Genomic DNA, 19,191 nt, shown 5'->3' with positions numbered 1-19,191 from the left:
CCGTCGCGGGCGCCGCTAGGGTCCGGGTGTGCTCGCGGACCTGCTCGTCGGCTTCGCCGCGGGTCTGCTCATCGCCACCCTCACCGCGCCGGTCGGCGTGTCCGGTGCGGTCTTCGTGCTGCCCGTCCAGCTCAGCGTGCTGGGGGTACCCAACCCGGCCGTCACCTCCACCAACCTGCTCTACAACGTCATCGCCACGCCGGGCGCCCTCCTGCGCTACCGCCGCGACGGCCTCCTCCTCACCCCGCTCACCCGTCTCCTCGTCGCAGGGACCCTCCCCGGCGTCGTCCTCGGCGCGCTCGTGCGGGTCTACCTGCTGCCCGGTCCCGACACCTTCCGGGTCGTGGCCGGGCTGGTGCTGCTCGCCCTCGGCGGGTGGCTGGTGGGACGGACGATGCGTCCGCCCCGTGCCCTGCGCCCGCTCGGACCCCGCGCGATCGTCGTCCTGGCGCTGGGCGTCGGCCTGGTCGGAGGGGTCTACGGCATCGGGGGCGGCTCGCTGCTCAGCCCGGTCCTCGTCGGCTCCGGCATGACGCTGGCCGCCGTCGCGCCGGCCGCGCTGGCCTCCACGTTCCTGACGTCCCTGGTCGGGGCGGCCTCCTTCACCGTCCTCGCGACGGTGGCACCGGGGCCGGTCGCCCCCGACTGGCCGGTCGGCATCGCGTGCGGCCTCGGAGGCCTGGTCGGCGGCTACCTCGGGGCGCGGCTGCAGCCGCACCTGCCCGAGCGTGGGCTGCGCGTGCTCCTCGGGGTGCTGGCCGCAGTGGTCGGCGCGCTGTACCTCGCCCAGGGAGTGTCGTGAGCAGCCGCGACGAGCTCCTCGCCCACCTGGGCGACCTCGACCTGGGACGGCCGGTGCGGGTGGGGATCGACGGGTACTGCGGCGCGGGCAAGACCACCCTCGCCCGGTGGCTGGTCGCGGAGCTGGGGCGCGCCGGGCGGCCGGCGCTGCACGTCGACTCCGACGGCTTCCACCACGTCAGGGAGCGCCGCTACCGGCAGGGTCGCGACTCGGCCCGCGGCTACTACGACGACGCCTACGACCTCGAGGCGCTGGCCGAGCGGGTGCTGCGACCGCTCGGGCCCGGCGGTGACCGCACGATCGCGACCGCTGTGCACGACCTGGCCACCGACGAGGTGCTGACCGGACGCACGGTCGTGGTGCCCGAGGACGCGGTCGTGGTGTTCGCGGCCACCTTCGTCCAGCGCGGGGCGCTGCGCGACCTGTGGGACGAGGTCGTGTGGGTGGACACCGACGAGCCGACCGCGACCGCGCGCGGCATCGCCCGCGATGCCGAGGCACTGGGCGGACCGGAGGCGGCCGCGGCGGCGTACGACGCCCGCTACCAGGCGGCCTGCCGGACCTACGTCGCCGAGGAGCACCCGCGCGAGCGGGCCTCGATCATCCTCGACCCGGAGCCCGACCCGAGCGGAACGTGACGACGGTCCGGAAGCCCAGCCGGTCGTAGACCGCGAGCGCGGGGGCGTTGTCGACGTACACCCCCAGGGTCGCGGTGCCCGAGCGTCCCAGCGCCCGCCGGGTCAGTGCGGCGGAGACCGCCGTGCCGAGGCCGCGGCCGGCGGCGTCGGGACGGGTGGTGACCGAGCGCAGGTGCCCGGCGCCGGAGGGGTCGCGGTAGAGGGCACCGACGGAGAGCAGCCCGTCCGGACCCGGGACGCCCAGCCAGCACTCGACCCCGCGCGAGCCGGGCCGCGCGAACGAGCCCGGGTTGGCGACGTCGAGCAGCGCGTCGATCGCCGCGGCGTCGTCGACCTCGACGACCGAGCCCTCGAGCGGGTGCGCCGGCGGCTGGTCGTGGGTGAGCATCCAGTGCCAGTGGCCCTCCGTCGGGAAGCGCCACGTCTCCGGCAACCCGTCGTACGACGCCGCCTGCACGCTCACGCGACCAGGCGGGTCCACCCGGTCGACCGCGAGGTGAGCGAGGCGCGCGAGGTCGGCGGGCGGGCCCAGGCACCACAGCGACGGCCGCCCGTCGGAGGGGCCGGTGCGGTTCCGGTTGCCGTCGACGACCAGCGCGTCGCCGAGCGACAGGACGAGCACGGTGTCGTCGGGGTCCACCTGGTGCCGGACGAACGGGTGCTGCGACGTGGCCACCAGCTCGTGGGGATCGATCTCGCGCAGGCCCTCCACGCGCCCATCCTCACCGGTGGCACGATGAGCCCGTGAACGAGCCCCTCGTCCTCGGCATCGAGACCTCCTGCGACGAGACCGGTGTCGGCATCGTCCGCGGCCACACCCTGCTGGCCGACGCGGTGGCCAGCAGCGTCGACGAGCACGCCCGCTTCGGTGGCGTCGTCCCGGAGGTCGCGAGCCGGGCCCACCTGGAGGCGATGGTCCCGACCATCGAGCGCGCCTGCGAGACCGCCGGCATCCGGCTGCACGACGTCGACGCGATCGCGGTGACGAACGGCCCCGGCCTGGCCGGCGCGCTGCTCGTCGGTGTCGCCGCCGCGAAGGCGCTCGCGCTGGGGCTGGGCAAGCCCATCTACGGGGTCAACCACCTCGCCTCGCACGTGGCCGTCGACCAGCTCGAGCACGGCCCGCTGCCCGAGCCCTGCATCGCGATGCTCGTCTCCGGCGGCCACTCCAGCCTGCTGCGGGTTACCGACGTGACCGGCCACGAGGGCGGGGTCGACCCGATGGGCCAGACGATCGACGACGCGGCCGGCGAGGCCTTCGACAAGGTCGCGCGACTGCTCGGGCTGCCGTTCCCGGGCGGCCCGCACATCGACCGCGCCGCCCGTGAGGGCGACACCGTCGCCATCGACTTCCCGCGCGGCCTCACGAGCCGTCGCGACCTGGAGCGGCACCGCTTCGACTTCTCCTTCTCCGGGCTCAAGACCGCGGTGGCCCGCTGGGTCGAGGCCAAGGAGCGCGCAGGCGAGCCGGTCCCCGTCAACGACGTCGCCGCCTCCTTCCAGGAGGCGGTCTGCGACGTGCTGGTGCGCAAGGCGCTGGACGCCGCCGCCAGCGAGGGGATCGAGGACCTGCTCATCGGCGGTGGCGTCGCGGCCAACTCCCGGCTGCGCCACCTCGCCGAGGAGCGTGCGTCGAAGCTCGGCATCCGGGTCCGCGTGCCGCGTCCGGGCCTGTGCACCGACAACGGCGCCATGGTCGCCGCGCTCGGGTCGGAGATGGTCGCACGGGGCCGCACCCCGTCCTCGCTCGACCTCCCCGCCGACTCCAGCCTGCCGGTGACCGAGGTGCTGGCGGGCTGACGCCCACCGGCGAGCCTCACCCGGTGAGACGCACCATCCCCTCGGGGTCGCCCGGCGTCCCCGCAACCCGCTCGAGCACCTCCGGCTCGTCGCCGTCCACGCCGACCCGCAGCAGCAGGTTCTCCCCGGCGTTCGTCTGGATCGAGACCAGGTAGGAGTCGCCGCTCGCCCAGGTCTCGTCGAAGACCGTGCCGCCCTCGTAGCGCCCGACCACCGTTCCGTCGAGTGCGTCCCGCACCTCGGTGAAGGAGTGTCCGAGCCCGTCGAGGTTGGGATCGATGCCGAGCACCCGCGTCCCGTCCGGGGAGAACCGGAAGGTCCCCGCGTCGCAGGTGCGCCACAGCTCCTCGCCGGTCGCGAAGACGACCACGGCGCTGCAGTAGCGCATCTCCAGCTCGTCGGCCTCGACGAGCCCGGCCACCAGCGCGCCGTCGGGGGAGACGTCGCTGATCGACAGCAGCCCGAGGCGGTCCAGGCGTTGGGGTTGCCCCTGGAGACCGACCGCCAGCTGGCTGGAGCCGTCGGGGCTGTCGTCGTAGACCTCCACCAGCGCCACGCACTCCTGTGGCGTGCACCCGGGCAGCACCTCCAGCGGCCTCGCGGCCGCACGGCGGTCGTCGAGGCGGGCGGCCAGCACGACCGGCTCCTCGGACCCGCTCAGCAGCACCCGCACACGACCGTCGGCACCGGTCCACGCCACCGCCGTGCCGGCGTCGTCGGAGGCCAGTCCGCTGTCGACCCCCTCGTACGCCGTGAGCGGCTCGCCCCGGGCGTCGACCGCGACGAGGGCGTAGTCGGTGCCCGGGTAGGTCGCCAGGAGCCAGCGGCCGTCGCTGAGCCACCTGGTGCTGGCGATCTCGCCTTCGACGTCCGGCTCGAACGGCTCGCCCGTGGCCGGGTGGATGGTGCGGCCTTCCAGCCAGCTGCCCAGCTGGCTGACCGGCTCGCCCGAGCCCTCGGGGTTCGCGGTGTCGACCACCGTCGGCGTCCCGGCGGGCGGCAGCGAGTCCGGCGAGGAACCCCCGCCGACCAGCAGTGCGACCGGCAGCACGGCAGCAGCGACCAGCGCCGCGGCGCCGCCGGCGACGACCGCAGCGCGGCGCCGGCGGATGCCCCGGGCGCGGCCGCGGACGTCGTCGAGGGTCAGCGTCGGCGTACCGGCTCCGACCGCCTGGATGCGCAGGGCCTCGGTGAAGGCCTGCTCGTCGTGCGTGCTCATCGCTCCTCCTCCCGGGAGCCGGGGGCCAGGTGGCCCGGGGTGCGGTCGCGCAGCAGGGCCATCGCCCGGCTGCCCTGGGACTTCACGGTGCCGACGCTGACGCCGAGGACCTCGGCGGTCTCGGACTCGGTGAGTCCCTCGTAGTAGCGCAGCACGACGACGGCGCGCGCCTTGGGCGGCAACGTGGAGACGACCGCCCACACGGCCGCCCGCTGCCCCTCGTCGTACGTCGGCTCGACGCCGCCCTCGGGCAGCACGTCGGTCGCGCGCTCGCGCCGCTTGAAGGGTCGGCGCCACAGCGAGGTGGTCTCGTTGACCAGGATCCGCCGCACGTAGCCGTCGAGCGCCTCGCGCTCGCGCACCCTGTCCCACGAGAGGTACAGCTTGGCCAGTGCGGTCTGCAGGACGTCTTCGGCCTGGTGCCGGTCGCCGGTCAGCAGGTAGGCAGTGCGCAGCAGCGCGCCCTGCCGGGCGTGGAGGTACGCCGTGAACTCGGCGTCCACGCGCCCCTGCTCGTCCCTGGTGCCCGTCGTCCTCACCTCCGTCGCGGTCCTCATCGTGGTGCTCCGATGTCCATGACCGTGGGACGCGCGCGCCGGACGGATGGTTGGAAACAGGATGGTTGGCATGGGCTTGGGCCATCGGGTTGGCTGTGACCCATGCAGCAGGTGAAGGCCGTCGTGGCCATGAGCAAGGGCGCCCCCGTCGAGGTCGTCACCATCAATGTCCCGGACCCGGGTCCGGGCGAGGCGGTCGTGAAGGTGCAGTCCTGCGGGGTCTGCCACACAGACCTGCACTACCGCGAGGGCGGCATCAACGACGACTTCCCCTTCCTGCTCGGCCACGAGGCCGCGGGCGTGGTGGAGGCCGTCGGCGAGGGCGTGACCGAGGTGGCGCCGGGTGACTTCGTGGTGCTGAACTGGCGTGCGGTCTGCGGCCAGTGCCGGGCGTGCAAGCGCGGGGAGGCGCAGTACTGCTTCGCCACCCACAACGCGAAGCAGAAGATGACGTTGGAGGACGGCACGGAGCTGTCCCCGGCGCTGGGCATCGGCGCCTTCGCCGAGAAGACCCTGGTCGCCGCCGGTCAGTGCACGAAGGTCGACCCCGAGGCCCGCCCGGCCGCGGTCGGTCTGCTCGGCTGCGGCGTGATGGCCGGCCTCGGTGCCGCCATCAACACCGGTGGTGCGACCCGCGGTCGCAGCGTGGCCGTCATCGGCTGCGGTGGTGTCGGCGTGGCAGCGGTCGCCGGCGCGGCGCTCGCCGGCTCCAGCCCGATCATCGCCATCGACATCGACGCCAAGAAGCTGGAGAAGGCCAAGCAGCTCGGCGCCACCCACACCGTCGACTCCAGCACCACCGACCCGGTCGAGGCGGTCAAGGAGATCTGCGCGCGGTACTACGACGGTGCCGACGGCGCCGACGTCGTGGTCGAGGCCGTGGGTCGTCCGGAGACCTGGAAGCAGGCGTTCTACGCCCGCGACCTGGCCGGCACCGTGGTCCTGGTCGGCGTGCCGACCCCGGACATGAAGATCCCCGAGATCCCGCTGATCGACGTCTTCGGCCGTGGCGGCTCGCTGAAGTCCAGCTGGTACGGCGACTGTCTGCCCTCCCGGGACTTCCCGATGCTCGTCGACCTCTACCGCCAGGGCCGGCTCGACCTCGACGCGTTCGTCACCGAGGAGATCGGGCTCGACGCCGTCGAGGCGGCCTTCGAGACGATGCACCACGGCGGCGTGCTGCGCTCGGTCGTGGTCCTCTGATGACGGCACGCATCGACCACGCGGTCGTCTCCGGCACCTTCTCCCTGGACGGGGAGACCCACGAGGTGGACAACAACATCTGGGTCGTCGGTGACGAGAAGGAATGCGTGGTCATCGACGCGCCGCACGACGTCGAGGCGATCATGGCCGTGGTGGGGGAGCGCAGCGTCCGGGCGATCCTGCTGACCCACGCCCACGACGACCACTGCCGCGTCGCGCCGGCGCTGCGCGAGCGCGCCAACGGTGGGCAGGGTGCGCCGATCATGCTGCACCCGGCGGAGAAGCCGCTGTGGGAGCTCACCCACACCGACCACCTGTGGGACGTCGACCTCGCCGACGGCTTCGAGGTGCAGGTCGGCGGCACCACGCTGCGGGCGATCCACACTCCGGGCCACGCCCCGGGGGCGGTCTGCTTCCACGCGCCCGCGCTCGGGGTCGTCTTCACCGGCGACACCCTGTTCCAGGGCGGCCCCGGCGCGACCGGCCGCTCCTTCAGCGACCGCCCCACCCTCGAGGCCTCGATCCGCGCGAACCTGTGGCAGCTGCCCGACGACACCGTCGTGCACACCGGCCACGGCGACGACACCACCATCGGCGCCGAGAAGGCCCTGCTGGGCTGAGGTCGACTCGTGCCCCCCAGCGTGCGCACCGACGCACGCTGGGGGGCACGACCCGTTCAGAGCGGGTCGACGAGCAGCGCCGTGCCGGCACCGGCCACCCTGGTCATGACCAGGGTGGCCTCGTCGTCGCCGGAGAGCGCCAGCCGCTTGCGCAGCTCCTCGGGGACCACGTCGACGCCGCGCTTCTTGATCGTCAGCCGGCCGATCCCGCGCTCGCGCAGCGCGGCCTTGAGCTGCTTCTCGCGGTAGGGCAGCTCCTCGCGCACGCGGTAGCCCCGCGCGAAGGGGGAGCGGTACGCCGCGTCGCTGCTGACGTAGGCCAGGTGCTCGTCCGGCAGCCACCCGCCCACCCCCGCGGCGACCGCCGTGACCAGGCCGGCGCGGATCACCGCCCCGTCGGGTTCGTAGAGGTAGGCGCCGACCGGTCCGGTGCCGACGGCGGCCGCGCCGGGGTCGTCCTCGTCGGTGAGGGTGGCCAGCCCGCCGCGGCCGATCACGGTCGCGCGCCGCGCGCAGGTCGCCAGGGAGCCCGCCCACAGGGCTGCCTCCTTGACCTCGCCGTGGTCGCTGACCCACTCGGCCTCGACGCCGGGCGGAACCAGGTCGTGCAGGATGCCGGGGGCGACCTTGACGCAGGAGTCCCGGCGCAGCAGCCCCGCGACGAAGGACCACGGCGGCGTCCAGTCGTCGACCGAGAAGCTCCGCCCGCGGGCCGAGCGGCGCGCGGGGTCGGCGAAGGCGACGTCGAACGGCGTGGTGTCGACCTCGGTCGCGTCGGCCACCATCACCGCACCAGGCAGCCCGAGCGCGGCCAGGTTGGCCTCGGCGACGGCCACCCGCACCGGGTCCAGGTCGACCCCCGCGCACACGATCCCGACCTCGGCGGCCGCGAGCAGGTCGCCACCGATGCCGCACCCCAGGTCGACCAGGCTGCGGGCCTCGAAGGCCTGCAGCCGGGCCGCACGGTGCCGGGCCACGGCCGGGCGGGTGGCCTGCTCCAGCCCGTCGGGGGTGAAGTACAGCCGGGCGGCCAGGTCGCCGAACTTCGGCTCGGCCCGCCGACGCAGGCTGACCTGGGTGAGGGCCGCGGCCGCGTGCTCGGCCGAGGCGGTACGCCGCAGCCGGGTCTGCGCCGCCAGCGGGTCGACGTCGGCGTACCCCTCCGCCTCGGCGAGGAGCGCCTGCCCGTCGTCGGTCAGCAGCCACCGGAAGGCCTCGAGGTCCACGGGGGCGATCCTCCCAGGTCCGAGCCCGGACCTGGCTGGACGGGGGAGGGCCTCCCCTGGCACTCGCTGGGGGTGAGTGCTAGTTTCTGCCTTGGCACTCTCGACCCGAGTGTGCCAGCGCTTGCACCGGTGCGGCCCCCGCGACGGCGCACCCCCGCAGGCGGCACCCACGTTCGTGAACCCACCGTGCAGAAAGTGGAGGTCGACAACAGTGTCGGTCAACATCAAGCCCCTCGAGGACCGGATCGTCGTCAAGCCGCTCGACGCCGAGCAGACCACGGCCTCCGGCCTGGTCATCCCGGACACCGCCAAGGAGAAGCCCCAGGAGGGCGAGGTCGTGGCCGTGGGCCCGGGCCGCTTCAACGAGGACGGCGACGAGCGCATCCCCATGGACGTCTCCGTGGGCGACAAGGTCATCTACAGCAAGTACGGCGGCACCGAGGTCAAGTACGGCGGGGACGAGTTCCTCATCCTCTCGGCCCGCGACGTGCTCGCCATCGTCGGCTGACCAACCCCTTCGGCTGACCCCGGGTCGTGCGCCTGTGTCCCGACGGGCGCCGGCGCACGACCCGATCTGCTTTCCCCGTCCGTGCCCTGAGCCCGGGCCCCTGAACAAGGAGTAGTAGTGCCCAAGATCCTGGAGTTCGACGAGAACGCCCGCCGCGCCCTCGAGCGCGGCGTCGACGCGCTCGCCAACACCGTCAAGGTGACCCTCGGCCCCAAGGGCCGCTACGTCGTGCTGGACAAGAAGTGGGGCGCGCCGACCATCACCAACGACGGCGTGACCGTCGCTCGTGAGATCGAGCTCGACGACCCGTTCGAGAACCTCGGCGCCCAGCTGTGCAAGGAGGTCGCCACCAAGACCAACGACGTCGCCGGTGACGGCACCACCACCGCGACCGTGCTCGCCCAGGCGATGGTCCACGAGGGCCTGCGCGCCGTGGCCGCCGGCGCGAACCCCATGGGTCTCAAGCGCGGCATGGACAAGGCCGCCGAGGCCGTCGGCGAGGCCCTCAAGGCCGCCGCCCGCGAGGTCGAGTCGGTCGAGGACATGGCTTCGGTCGCCACCATCTCCAGCCGCGACAAGCACATCGGCGACCTGCTCAGCCAGGCCTTCGACAAGGTCGGCAAGGACGGTGTCATCACCGTGGAGGAGTCCTCCACGATGGGCACCGAGCTCGACTTCACCGAGGGCATGCAGTTCGACAAGGGCTACTTGTCGCAGTACTTCGTGACCGACCCCGAGCGTATGGAGGCCGTCCTCGAGGACCCCTACATCCTCCTGCACCAGGGCAAGATCTCCTCGGTCTCCGAGCTGCTCCCGCTGCTGGAGAAGGTCATCGCCGCCGGCAAGCCGCTGTTCATCCTCGCCGAGGACGTCGAGGGCGAGGCGCTCTCGACCCTGGTGGTCAACAAGATCCGCGGCACCTTCAACGCCGTCGCGGTGAAGAGCCCCGCCTTCGGTGACCGCCGCAAGGCGATGATGCAGGACATCGCGGTCCTCACCGGCGGCCAGGTCGTCGCCCCCGAGGTCGGGCTCAAGCTCGACCAGGTGGGTCTCGAGGTGCTCGGCACCGCCCGCCGCGTCGTGGTCACCAAGGACAACACCACGATCGTCGAGGGCGGCGGTGACTCCTCGGCCGTCGAGGGTCGCGTCTCCCAGATCAAGGCCGAGATCGAGGCCACCGACTCCGACTGGGACCGCGAGAAGCTCCAGGAGCGCCTCGCGAAGCTGGCCGGCGGCGTGTGCGTGATCAAGGTCGGCGCCGCCACCGAGGTGGAGCTGAAGGAGAAGAAGCACCGCATCGAGGACGCCGTCTCCGCGACCCGTGCGGCCATCGAGGAGGGCATCGTCCCCGGCGGCGGCTCCGCGCTGGTCCACGCCGTCTCCGTGCTCGACGACAACCTCGGCCTCGAGGGCGACGAGGCGCTCGGTGTCCGCATCGTGCGCAAGTCCGCCGACGAGCCGCTGCGCTGGATCGCCGAGAACGGTGGCGAGAACGGCTACGTCATCACCACCAAGGTGCGCGAGCTCGGTCTCGGCAACGGCTACAACGCCGCCACCGGCGAGTACGGCGACCTGGTCGCCCAGGGCGTCCTGGACCCGGTCAAGGTGACCCGCTCCGCGCTGGTCAACGCGACCTCCATCGCGGCGATGCTGCTGACGACCGAGACGCTGATCGTCGAGAAGCCCGAGGACGAGGACGCCTCCGCCGCCGGTGGCCACGGCCACGGCCACGGGCACGGTCACTGACCGCCTCAGCTCCTCGAGACGACCCCCGTCGGACCTGGTCCGGCGGGGGTCGTCCTCATCCGAGGTCCGCCCACCCCCCGCAGTCGGGTACGACGGCGGGCCGGTCGGTGCCGCGCGCCAGCCAGACCGGGTGCCCGTCGCAGGTGGTCCCGGCCCGCTCGTAGTGCTCGGCGACGGCGTCCGCGAGCAGCGTCCCGGCGGCCGGAGTCCAGGTCGTGAAGTCGACCCACTCCACCAGCCACGTCGGGCGCCCCTCCCCGTCCACCAGGCGACGCAGCTGCTCGAGGTCGGGGTCCAGGGTGCGCATGGGCAGTGACCACAGGTGCGGGTAGGGCGAGTCCAGCCCGCTGCCCAGCTGCAGGTGCGCCCGACCCCCGAAGACCGTCAGGGTGTCACCGGGTGCGGACGCTTCCCGCAGGGCACGGGCGGTGTCGCGCTCGGGGTAGCCCTGCGCCCCGCTGACCTGGAGGAGCGCCCACCCGACCAGCCCGACGACGGTCGAGAGCGCGGTGAACGTCACGGCCCCGCGCATGGCCGTGCCCCGTCGGGCGGGTCGACGCCGGGCCAGGAGGGCGGCCGCGAGGGCCGTGGAGGGCACCAGCGCGAAGAGGTAGTCGCGCCAGTAGCTGCCACTCACCACGAGCGCGGCGAGGTCGGCGGCCAGCATCGCCGCAACCGCGGACGTGAGCGTCGGGTCGTCGCTCCACTCGCCCTGGGCGTGCACGACGAAGCCCCCGACGACCAGCACGAGCCCGGTCGCCACCGCGGCCAGCACCAGCACTCCGGCGCGACCCAGGGGCGCCGCGGCCGGCTGGGTTGCCAGCACGACGGAGGCGTCCTCGCGGAAGGTGGCCACGGCGTACCACAGGGTCCCCGGCTCGACCCCGGCCGCCACCGCCCACCCCAGGCAGGCGAGCACCGGCACGGCCGCGCCGGCGCCGGCGGCCAGGACGGTCGCGACGAGCCGGCGCGGTCCCAGCCGGCCCAGCACGGTCGCCGCGACCAGCAGCACCCCGGTGAAGACCAGGCCGCCGCCCAGGCTCTGCTTGACGCACACGGCGCTGGCCCCGCTGATGCCCGCCGCACCCGCCAGGGCCACGGCGCGCCACCGGTGTTCCCGCCGCTGCCGGACCGAGCACAGGGCCAGCACGACTGCGCCCAGCACCAGCGGGAGCCCGAGCAGCTCGGGCATGGCCGTGCCGACGGCGATGAGCGGGTTCGTGCAGGTCGCCGCGGCTGCGAGGGCCGCCCAGCCGGCAGCCCGCTCGCCGGCGACCGACCTGCCGGCGTACGCCGCCAGGAGGACGGTGACCCCGCAGGCCAGCGCGGTCAACACCCGGGTGCCGGCGAGGCCGCCCAGGGCGTCCCCCAGCCGGAAGAGTGCCAGCAGCAGGGGCGGACGGTCCACGAAGAACGGGCCGTAGAGCTCCTCGGCGGAGGGGGCCCACGACCGGGCGACCAGGAGCAGGCCCGCCTCGTCGGGCCCGGGCGGTCGGCCCAGGGTCGCCAGGCGCAGCAGCACCGCCACGAGGGCCAGCACCAGCGGCGCCCGACGGTCCTCGACCGCCCTGCTCACCCGCCCCCGCCAGGACCCGCTGCTCCACACGGCGCTCAGCGTGCCACCTCCTGGCAGCGACCAGTGGTCCCCGGGCGGGCGCGCGGTCGCCCGGGTCACCTCGCTGCAACAACCGCGAAACACGAGCCTGCTGCCATGGGCCGCATGTTGTGGAGAGTGCGCGCCAGCCTGCCCGACCGGCCCGGCGGCCTCGCCGACCTCGCACGCGAGTGCGCGGAGCGGGGCGTGGACATCCGTGCGGTGCAGGTGTTCCCCGGTGTCGACGCCGTCACCGACGAGCTGGTGGTCGAGACCCCTGAGGGCTGGGGGGTGGCGGAGGTGGCCCTGCTGGTGGAGTCGGCGGGCTGGCGACACCTCGCTGCCCTGCCCTGCACGGCCGAGGCCCTCACCGACCAACCGGCGCGCTACGTCGCGGCCGCGCGGCGGATCCTTCAACGACCGCAGGCGTTCCCCGAGGTCGTCGCGCAGCTCTTCGACGCCGTGTCCGAGCCCGCGCCCGCCGGCGCGCCGGAGGACCGGGTCCTCGACGCCCTGGAGGTGACCGTCGGCGACGTGCAGGTGCAGGTGCGCCGGGCGGTGCCCTTCACCGACGTGGAGCGGGTGCGTGGCGCGGCTCTCGCTGACCTGGTCAGCGACGTGCTGCGCCGCAGCGCGACCCCGGCGCCACCGCCGGTCGCCCCGGCGGGCAACCGGCGGCTCGGCGTCGGGTCGGTGCCGTCGTACGTCGTGGACGGGGACGTGGTCCGCGCCGTCGTCGACGGGGCGGTCGTGGGGCTCGCGACCGTGCACGCCCCGGTGCCGCCCGGTCCCGACGACGAGGGCGCGGTCGTGCGGCCGGTCACGCTGAGGGTGGACGCCGCCTGGCAGCGTCGCGGCATCGGGACCCGGCTGCTGGGCGACGTGTGCCGGCTGGCGCACACGATCGGTGCCACGGACGTCGTGCTGGAGACCCAGGCCGACAACCAGGCGGTGCTGCCGATGGTGCTCTCGGCCGGCATGCGAGGTCGCATCCGGATGGCCGGGGACCGGCTGACCGTGCGGGTGCCGGTCCGTGACCTGAGGCCGCTCGCCCGACCGTAGGATGGGGGAGTGGAGCTCCCGGAGAAGTTCGCCGCCCTCGGTCTCACCTACGACGACGTCCTGCTCCTGCCGGGTCATTCCGACCTGGCGCCGGCCGACATCGACACCTCGTCGCGGCTGACCCGGGAGATCACCCTCAACGTGCCGCTGCTCAGTGCGGCCATGGACACCGTCACCGAGTCGCGGATGGCGATCGCGATGGCCCGGCAGGGCGGCATCGGCGTGCTGCACCGCAACCTGTCGATCCAGGACCAGGCCTACCAGGTCGACCTGGTGAAGCGGACCCAGACCGGGATCATCTCCAACCCCGTCACCATCGGCCCCGACGCGACGCTGGAGGAGCTGGACCGCATCTGCGGTGAGTACCGCGTCTCCGGCCTGCCCGTCGTCGACCCCGACAACCGCCTGCTCGGCATCATCACCAACCGCGACCTGCGCTTCACCCCGGTCGCGGAGTGGGCGACCACCAAGGTCGACGAGATGATGACGCCGATGCCGCTGATCACCGGTCACGCCGGGATCTCCCGTGAGGAGGCGACGCTGCTGCTGCGCAAGCACAAGCGCGAGCGGCTCCCGCTCATCGACGACGACGACCGCCTGGTCGGGCTGATCACGGTCAAGGACTTCGTCAAGGGCGAGCAGTTCCCCAAAGCGACGTACGACGCCGACGGCCGCCTCCTGGTCGGCGCGGCCATCGGGTACTTCGGCGACGCGTGGGAGCGCGCCACGACCCTGGTCGAGGCCGGGGTCGACGTGCTCGTGGCCGACACCGCCCACGGCAACGTGCGGATGCTGCTGGAGATGGTCCAGCGGCTCAAGACCGACCCGGCCACCAAGCACGTGCAGGTGATCGGCGGCAACGTCGCGACCCGTGAGGGCGCCCAGGCCTTCGTCGACGCCGGTGCCGACGCCGTGAAGGTCGGCGTGGGCCCCGGCTCGATCTGCACCACCCGCGTCGTGACCGGCGTGGGCGTCCCGCAGGTCACCGCGGTCTACGAGGCCTCGCTGGCCACCAAGCCCGCCGGCGTCCCGCTCATCGCCGACGGCGGCATGAAGCACTCCGGCGAGATCGGCAAGGCGATCGTGGCCGGCGCCGACTGCGTGATGCTCGGCTCGCTGCTCGCTGGCTGCGAGGAGTCGCCGGGCGACCTGGTCTTCGTCAACGGCAAGCAGTTCAAGGCCTACCGCGGCATGGGCTCGCTCGGTGCGATGTCCTCACGGGGCAAGAAGTCCTACTCCAAGGACCGCTACTTCCAGGCCGAGGTCACCTCCGACGACCAGATCGTCCCCGAGGGCATCGAGGGCCAGGTGGCCTACCGCGGCCCGCTGGCCGCCGTCGCCCACCAGCTCATCGGCGGGCTCAACCAGACTATGTTCTACGTCGGCGCGCGCACCGTGACCGAGCTGCAGCAGAAGGGTCGGTTCGTCCGGATCACCCAGGCCTCGCTGACCGAGTCGCACCCGCACGGCGTGCAGATGACGGTCGAGGCGCCCAACTACACGGGTCGCTGACGCCCGGGGCCGAGGGCCTCAGGGGCTGACCCAGCCGACCTGCTCCAGCCGGATCCGACCGGAGGCGCCGAGCCGGACGGTGAGGTCCTCGCCGGTCGCGATCGGCACCTCCAGCAGCCGGGTCGAGGAGCCGCGCGGCACCTGCACCCGGACCGTGCCCCGGCCGGCGTCCAGCCGCATCGTGGTGGCGCGCCGCACCCGCGACAGTGCCACCTCCACGAGGACCCCGGTCGCACCGGCCGGCGGCTGCAGGTCCGCCCGCACCCCGCCACGGACCCGTTCGGTGGGCAGCGCCGCCGGGGCCGGCGCCAGGCAGTCGGAGACCCGGGCGCGGATGCCGACCAGTCCCACGTCCGTGGCCCGCTGGTCCATGAGCGTGCCGCCCGCGACCGCGCAGCGGAAGCCGCCGGTGACCCGCCCGGCCTCCAGCACCACCACGCGACGTCCTGCGGGGTAGGTGGTGTCGCCGATGGGTCGCAGCCGCCCGGACAGCGCCGCGGTGCCGGTGACGACCAGCCGTCTCGGGGCCAGCAGCACGTCGCGGCGGATGTCGAGCTCGGGGCGGTAGCTGCCGGCCGGGTTGGTGGTCAGATCGCCGTCGACGGTCAGCACGCCGGTGGGGCGCACCTCGGACGGCCCGGCCGGGAGGTCGCCGGTGATCGTGCCCTCGCCCGTGATCCGGGCGCCGCTGGTGAAGGCTGTGGGCGGCACGTCCCAGGTCGAGGCCCCGGTGTGCTCGATCGTGCCGTTGCCGCCCAGCTCGACCCAGCGCAGCACCGCGGGGTCGCCGTCGCCCCCGCCCGTGTCCCGACCGACCACCATCCGCGCGTCCGGGGCCAGCGTGACCCGCCCGGTGTCGACGCAGCAGCCCCCGGAGTCGAGCACCGACCCAGCCGGCACCTCGAGGGTCGCGTCATCGGGCACGGCGAGCCGCCCGCCGCCCCCGAGCACCCGCAGCGTGGAACCCGGGTCCAGGCGCAGGTCGCCCTCGGGGACGAGCACACCGGTCACGTTCGGGCGCGACCCGTCGGGGTCGAGGGTCGTGCGGGTGCCGGCCTCGGTGCTGGCGGAGACGCCGTCGGCGATCGTGAGGCGCCCCTGCACCGTCGTACCTGCCAGACGGACGGAGCCGTCGCCCACGATGCTGCCGACGCCGGAGACCTCGCTGGCGGGCCCGAGACGCAGCACGGTGTCGTCGCGCAGCGTCAGCTCCTCGCCGTCGTCGAGGAACTTCATCGAGTTGTCCGGTCGCCGCGGGTTCGCCGGGTCGTACGACGGGCCCTCGGTCTCCGCGACGTCGACGACGCCTCCGCCGCCGATCGTGGCGTCGCCCACCGTGCCCGCGACGGTGTCACCCCCGACCCGGACAGGGCCGCCGGTGATCCGCAGCGTGTTCCCCGGCGGCACCGTCACGTCGCCAGCGAGGTCGAGGCCGACCTCGCGCAGGTCGGCGACGAAACCGGTCGCGCCGGTGACGGAGTAGACCTCCAGCTTCCCGTCGACGGTGATCGTGGAGGTGCCGGCGGTGCAGCAGCGGCTGCCGAGGATCTCGGCCCCGGGGTCGAGCAGCAACGTGCCGGTGCTCGCGACCCGGATGTCGGCGTCGTTGGTGAGGGTGAGCCAGGGGTCGTCGCCACCGATCGGCCCGGTGAGCAGGGACAGGCTGCTGAGCACCGTCAGGGTCTGGTCGGGCGCACCGCCGAAGCGCATCGGCACCTCCTGGCGCGCGATGAAGGACGGCTGCGGGTCGAAGGGCGGGGCCGAGATCGTCAGCCCGACGTTGATGTCGCCGCCCTGCCACTGCAGGTTGCCGACCGTCACCGTCGCGTCGCCGGACATCGAGACCAGGCCGGCGTCGGAACCGGTGACCTTGAGGCTGGCGAGGGTGACGTCGCGGACGCCGGTGATGGTCGGACGCGGGCCGGGACCCAGTTCCACCGAGTCGCCGTTCTGCGGCACGCCCTCGGGCTGCCAGTTCTTCCGGTTGCCCCAGTCGTTGCTCTCGGTGCCCTGCCACGTGTAGGTCGTGGCCGCGTGGGCGGCGGGGACGGGCGCCAGCATGAGGCTCGCCGAGAGGGTGAGGGCGAGGGTCAGGGCGAGGGTCAGCAGTCGCACGGTCGCTCCTCGGAGGTCGGGCTTCGCATCCTGCTCCGTCCGCGGCGACGGCGGAAGAGCGCAGCCGATAACCTGCTCCGGTGACCGAGATCCAGATCGGCCAGGCCAAGCGCGCCCGGCGTGCGTACTCCTTCGACGACGTCGCGATCGTGCCGTCCCGGCGCACCCGTGACCCGGAGGAGGTCAGCACGCACTGGCAGATCGACGCCTACCGCTTCGACCTGCCCGTGATCGCCGCGCCGATGGACTCGGTGATGTCGCCCAGCACCGCCATCGCGATGGGTCGCTTCGGCGGCCTCGGCGTGCTCAACCTCGAGGGCCTCTGGACCCGCTACGAGGACCCCGAGCCGCTGCTGGAGGAGGTCGCCGCGCTCACCGGCACCGAGGCCACCCGCCGGATGCAGGAGATCTACACCGAGGCGATCAAGCCCGACCTCATCACCGAGCGGCTGCGCGAGATGCGCGCCGCGGGCGTCACCGTCGCCGGGTCGCTGTCGCCCCAGCGCACCAAGGAGTTCGCCAAGGCCGTCGTCGACGCCGGCGTGGACATGTTCGTCATCCGCGGCACGACCGTCTCCGCCGAGCACGTCTCCAGCCAGGCCGAGCCGCTGAACCTCAAGGAGTTCATCTACGAGCTCGACGTCCCGGTCATCGTCGGCGGCTGCGCGACCCACACCGCGGCGCTGCACCTCATGCGCACCGGTGCCGCCGGCGTGCTCGTCGGGTTCGGCGGGGGAGCGGCCCACACCACGCGGACCGTGCTCGGCGTCGCCGTACCCATGGCCTCCGCGGTGGCCGACGTCGCCGCCGCCCGCCGCGACTACCTCGACGAGTCCGGCGGCCGCTACGTCCACGTCATCGCCGACGGCTCGATCGGCACCTCCGGCGACATCGCCAAGGCGATCGCCTGCGGCGCCGACGCGGTCATGGTCGGCTCTCCCTTCGCCCGCGCCACCGACGCCCCGGGCCGGGGCTTCCACTGGGGCACCGAGGCCCACCACCCCGAGCTGCCGCGTGGCCAGCGGGTCCAGTTCGACACCGTCGGCACGATCGAGGAGATCCTCTTCGGCCCCTCCCGCGTCGCCGACGGCACGATGAACCTCATCGGTGCCCTCAAGCGGTCGATGGCCACCACTGGCTACACCGACTGCAAGGAGTTCCAGCGCGTCGAGGTCGTCGTCGAGTAGCGATGGCCGAACCGTCACTTCTGAACCACCGACCCGTCAGTTCTGTCCAGCGCCGGACCGGTCCCGATACCCCGTGGACGCGGAAGTGACGTCTCGAGGGTTCGAAGGTGACGGCTCGGCGGTGCTGAGGGTCGCGACGGGGCAGGCGGTCCCGGTGAACGGCGACCTCGCGGCCAACGTGGCCCTGGCCGCCGGGCTCACCCGTGACGCCGGGGAGCGTGGCGTGCGGCTGCTGGTGCTGCCCGAGGCCTTCCTCACCGGCTACGACTGGGACGCCTTCGACCAGGTGCGTGCCAGCGGCCGACCGCGGGTGGAGGTGCTTGACGAGCTTCTCGCGCCCCTGGGTCGGGCCGCTCGGGAGGTCTCCTGCACGGTGCTGGTGTCGACGCCCCTGCTGCGCGGGGACCGGATGCGGCTCAGCACCGTGGTGGTCCGCCCCGACGGTTCGGTCGAGGCGGCGTACGACAAGCAGCACGTCGACCGGCTCGAGACCGGCTGGTTCACCCCCGGCCCGCACCGGCCGTGCGTGCTCGACGTCGAGGGCGTCCGCGTCGGCCTGGCCATCTGCTACGACAGCCGCTTCCCCGAGCACGCCGCGGCGGCCGCCGCCGCCGGCGCCGAGGTGTACGCCGTGTCGACGGCCTACCTCGAGGGCTCGACCCGCGGCCGCGAGGTCTCGCTGCCCGCCCGGGCGCTCGACAACGGGATGTACGTCGTCGCCGGGGCCGCCCTGGGGCGCTGCGGGGACCGGCCGATCACCGGCGGCTCGTGCGTGCTCGACCCCGAGGGCCATGAGCTCGCGGCGCTCGGGACCGAGCCCGGGCTGGCGGTCGCCGACGTCGACCTCGCGTGGCTCGCCGACGTGCGCGCGCGCCAGACCATGCACGCCGACCGACTCGGGTGAGGATGTCCTTCGTGCAGGACCAGCCCGAGACCGTCACCATCCACACCGACGGCGCGTGCGTGCCCAACCCCGGCCCCGGCGGCTGGGGCGCGCTGCTGCGGATCGGCTCCCACGAGCTGGAGCTGTGCGGCGGCGAGGCCGGCCAGACCACCAACAACCGGATGGAGCTCACCGCCCCGATCCGGGCGCTGACCGTGCTGACCCGTCGGGTGCGGGTCGAGCTCTACACCGACTCCACCTACGTCCGCTCGGGCATCACGTCCTGGGTCACCGGGTGGAAGCGCAACGGCTGGCTGACCTCGGCCAAGCAGCCGGTCAAGAACGTCGACCTCTGGAAGGAGCTCGACGCCGCCTGCCAGCTGCACGACGTCACCTGGCACTGGGTCAAGGGCCACGCCGGCGACGAGGGCAACGAGCGGGCCGACCGGCTCGCCGCGCGCGGGCTGACCGAGGCCGTCGAAACTGCTCGGGGAGCGGCCGGGCCGGTCGGCTGAGCTT

18 protein-coding genes are annotated in these 19,191 nt (G+C 73.6%); 12 read left to right on the top strand and 6 right to left on the bottom strand.

All coding sequences use genetic code 11. The features are described 5' to 3' along the window. Positions 1-28: 28 nt before the first annotated feature. Positions 29-802, top strand: a complete 774-nt coding sequence (locus Q1V71_RS16130) for a sulfite exporter TauE/SafE family protein (protein ID WP_300645093.1) — start codon at positions 29-31, stop codon at positions 800-802. After that, entirely contained in the window at positions 799-1,440 is a 642-nt protein-coding gene (locus Q1V71_RS16125) for a uridine kinase (RefSeq protein WP_300645092.1), read from the top strand. The genes Q1V71_RS16130 and Q1V71_RS16125 overlap by 4 nt, the downstream gene beginning before the upstream one ends. Here Q1V71_RS16125 and Q1V71_RS16120 read toward each other — a convergent pair. Further along, complete coding sequence (locus Q1V71_RS16120; RefSeq protein ID WP_300645090.1) at positions 1,403-2,152, bottom strand: GNAT family N-acetyltransferase; 750 nt, start codon at positions 2,150-2,152, stop codon at positions 1,403-1,405. The genes Q1V71_RS16125 and Q1V71_RS16120 overlap by 38 nt on opposite strands. Positions 2,153-2,184: 32 nt before the next feature. On the opposite strand from Q1V71_RS16120, the gene tsaD reads away from it, so the two are divergent. Beyond that, positions 2,185-3,240, top strand: a complete 1,056-nt coding sequence (gene tsaD, locus Q1V71_RS16115; protein ID WP_300645088.1) for a tRNA (adenosine(37)-N6)-threonylcarbamoyltransferase complex transferase subunit TsaD — start codon at positions 2,185-2,187, stop codon at positions 3,238-3,240. A 16-nt stretch (positions 3,241-3,256) separates the two neighbouring features. Here the strand turns inward: tsaD and Q1V71_RS16110 are convergent, their stop codons facing one another. Together Q1V71_RS16110 and Q1V71_RS16105 are read right to left on the bottom strand one after the other, a co-directional pair. Further along, positions 3,257-4,459, bottom strand: coding sequence for a hypothetical protein (locus Q1V71_RS16110; RefSeq protein ID WP_300645086.1), 1,203 nt, complete (start codon positions 4,457-4,459; stop codon positions 3,257-3,259). Next, entirely contained in the window at positions 4,456-4,962 is a 507-nt protein-coding gene (locus tag Q1V71_RS16105) for a SigE family RNA polymerase sigma factor (RefSeq protein ID WP_300645085.1), read from the bottom strand. Before Q1V71_RS16105 ends, Q1V71_RS16110 begins: the two co-directional genes overlap by 4 nt. A gap of 156 nt (positions 4,963-5,118) precedes the next feature. Between Q1V71_RS16105 and Q1V71_RS16100 the strand changes: the two genes are divergently transcribed. Together Q1V71_RS16100 and Q1V71_RS16095 are read left to right on the top strand one after the other, a co-directional pair. Further along, positions 5,119-6,219 (top strand): S-(hydroxymethyl)mycothiol dehydrogenase, encoded by a 1,101-nt coding sequence (locus tag Q1V71_RS16100; RefSeq protein WP_300645083.1) that lies wholly within the window; start codon positions 5,119-5,121, stop codon positions 6,217-6,219. Then, positions 6,219-6,839, top strand: a complete 621-nt coding sequence (locus Q1V71_RS16095; RefSeq protein WP_300645081.1) for an MBL fold metallo-hydrolase — start codon at positions 6,219-6,221, stop codon at positions 6,837-6,839. Before Q1V71_RS16100 ends, Q1V71_RS16095 begins: the two co-directional genes overlap by 1 nt. Before the next feature lie 56 nt (positions 6,840-6,895). Here Q1V71_RS16095 and Q1V71_RS16090 read toward each other — a convergent pair whose 3' ends face one another. Next, entirely contained in the window at positions 6,896-8,065 is a 1,170-nt protein-coding gene (locus Q1V71_RS16090) for a class I SAM-dependent methyltransferase (RefSeq protein ID WP_300645080.1), read from the bottom strand. 211 nt (positions 8,066-8,276) lie between these two features. Between Q1V71_RS16090 and groES the strand changes: the two genes are divergently transcribed. Further along, positions 8,277-8,573, top strand: a complete 297-nt coding sequence (gene groES, locus Q1V71_RS16085; protein WP_179530124.1) for a co-chaperone GroES — start codon at positions 8,277-8,279, stop codon at positions 8,571-8,573. A gap of 117 nt (positions 8,574-8,690) precedes the next feature. Beyond that, positions 8,691-10,319, top strand: a complete 1,629-nt coding sequence (gene groL / locus Q1V71_RS16080; protein ID WP_300645079.1) for a chaperonin GroEL — start codon at positions 8,691-8,693, stop codon at positions 10,317-10,319. A 55-nt stretch (positions 10,320-10,374) separates the two neighbouring features. Here the strand turns inward: groL and Q1V71_RS16075 are convergent, their stop codons facing one another. Next, on the bottom strand, positions 10,375-11,895 hold the full coding sequence (locus Q1V71_RS16075; RefSeq protein ID WP_300645077.1) for a hypothetical protein: 1,521 nt from the start codon (positions 11,893-11,895) through the stop codon (positions 10,375-10,377). A 135-nt stretch (positions 11,896-12,030) separates the two neighbouring features. Between Q1V71_RS16075 and Q1V71_RS16070 the strand changes: the two genes are divergently transcribed. Further along, positions 12,031-12,975: a GNAT family N-acetyltransferase gene (locus Q1V71_RS16070; protein ID WP_300645075.1), complete on the top strand. Its 945-nt coding sequence runs from the start codon at positions 12,031-12,033 to the stop codon at positions 12,973-12,975. A 9-nt stretch (positions 12,976-12,984) separates the two neighbouring features. Beyond that, a complete protein-coding gene (gene guaB, locus Q1V71_RS16065; RefSeq protein ID WP_300645073.1) occupies positions 12,985-14,487 on the top strand; it encodes an IMP dehydrogenase in 1,503 nt (500 codons plus the stop codon). A gap of 18 nt (positions 14,488-14,505) precedes the next feature. Here guaB and Q1V71_RS16060 read toward each other — a convergent pair whose 3' ends face one another. Further along, positions 14,506-16,602 (bottom strand): hypothetical protein, encoded by a 2,097-nt coding sequence (locus Q1V71_RS16060; RefSeq protein WP_300645071.1) that lies wholly within the window; start codon positions 16,600-16,602, stop codon positions 14,506-14,508. 80 nt (positions 16,603-16,682) lie between these two features. Between Q1V71_RS16060 and Q1V71_RS16055 the strand changes: the two genes are divergently transcribed. Genes Q1V71_RS16055 through rnhA form a run of 3 tightly spaced genes read left to right on the top strand, consistent with a single transcriptional unit; the run spans position 16,683 to position 19,187 of the window. After that, entirely contained in the window at positions 16,683-17,789 is a 1,107-nt protein-coding gene (locus Q1V71_RS16055) for a GuaB3 family IMP dehydrogenase-related protein (protein WP_300645070.1), read from the top strand. After that, a complete protein-coding gene (locus Q1V71_RS16050; protein WP_367280155.1) occupies positions 17,710-18,693 on the top strand; it encodes a carbon-nitrogen hydrolase family protein in 984 nt (327 codons plus the stop codon). The genes Q1V71_RS16055 and Q1V71_RS16050 overlap by 80 nt, the downstream gene beginning before the upstream one ends. Before the next feature lie 11 nt (positions 18,694-18,704). Beyond that, positions 18,705-19,187, top strand: coding sequence for a ribonuclease HI (gene rnhA / locus Q1V71_RS16045; RefSeq protein WP_300645068.1), 483 nt, complete (start codon positions 18,705-18,707; stop codon positions 19,185-19,187). The last annotated feature ends 4 nt before the right edge of the window (positions 19,188-19,191 follow it).

Origin of the sequence: Nocardioides sp. (genome assembly GCF_030149505.1) — a bacterium.
Lineage (GTDB): Bacteria > Actinomycetota > Actinomycetes > Propionibacteriales > Nocardioidaceae > Nocardioides.
The sequence above is the reverse complement of the archived record's forward strand: the minus strand, read 5'-3'. Positions and strand labels throughout refer to the sequence as shown.

Excerpts from the sequence above, each read along its gene's own strand:
- Q1V71_RS16110 (WP_300645086.1), bottom strand. The coding sequence starts at position 4,459 with ATGAGCACGCACGACGAGCAGGCCTTCACCGAGGCCCTGCGCATCCAG.
- Q1V71_RS16100 (WP_300645083.1), top strand. The coding sequence starts at position 5,119 with ATGCAGCAGGTGAAGGCCGTCGTGGCCATGAGCAAGGGCGCCCCCGTC.
- Q1V71_RS16095 (WP_300645081.1), top strand. The coding sequence starts at position 6,219 with ATGACGGCACGCATCGACCACGCGGTCGTCTCCGGCACCTTCTCCCTG.
- Q1V71_RS16070 (WP_300645075.1), top strand. The coding sequence starts at position 12,031 with ATGGGCCGCATGTTGTGGAGAGTGCGCGCCAGCCTGCCCGACCGGCCC.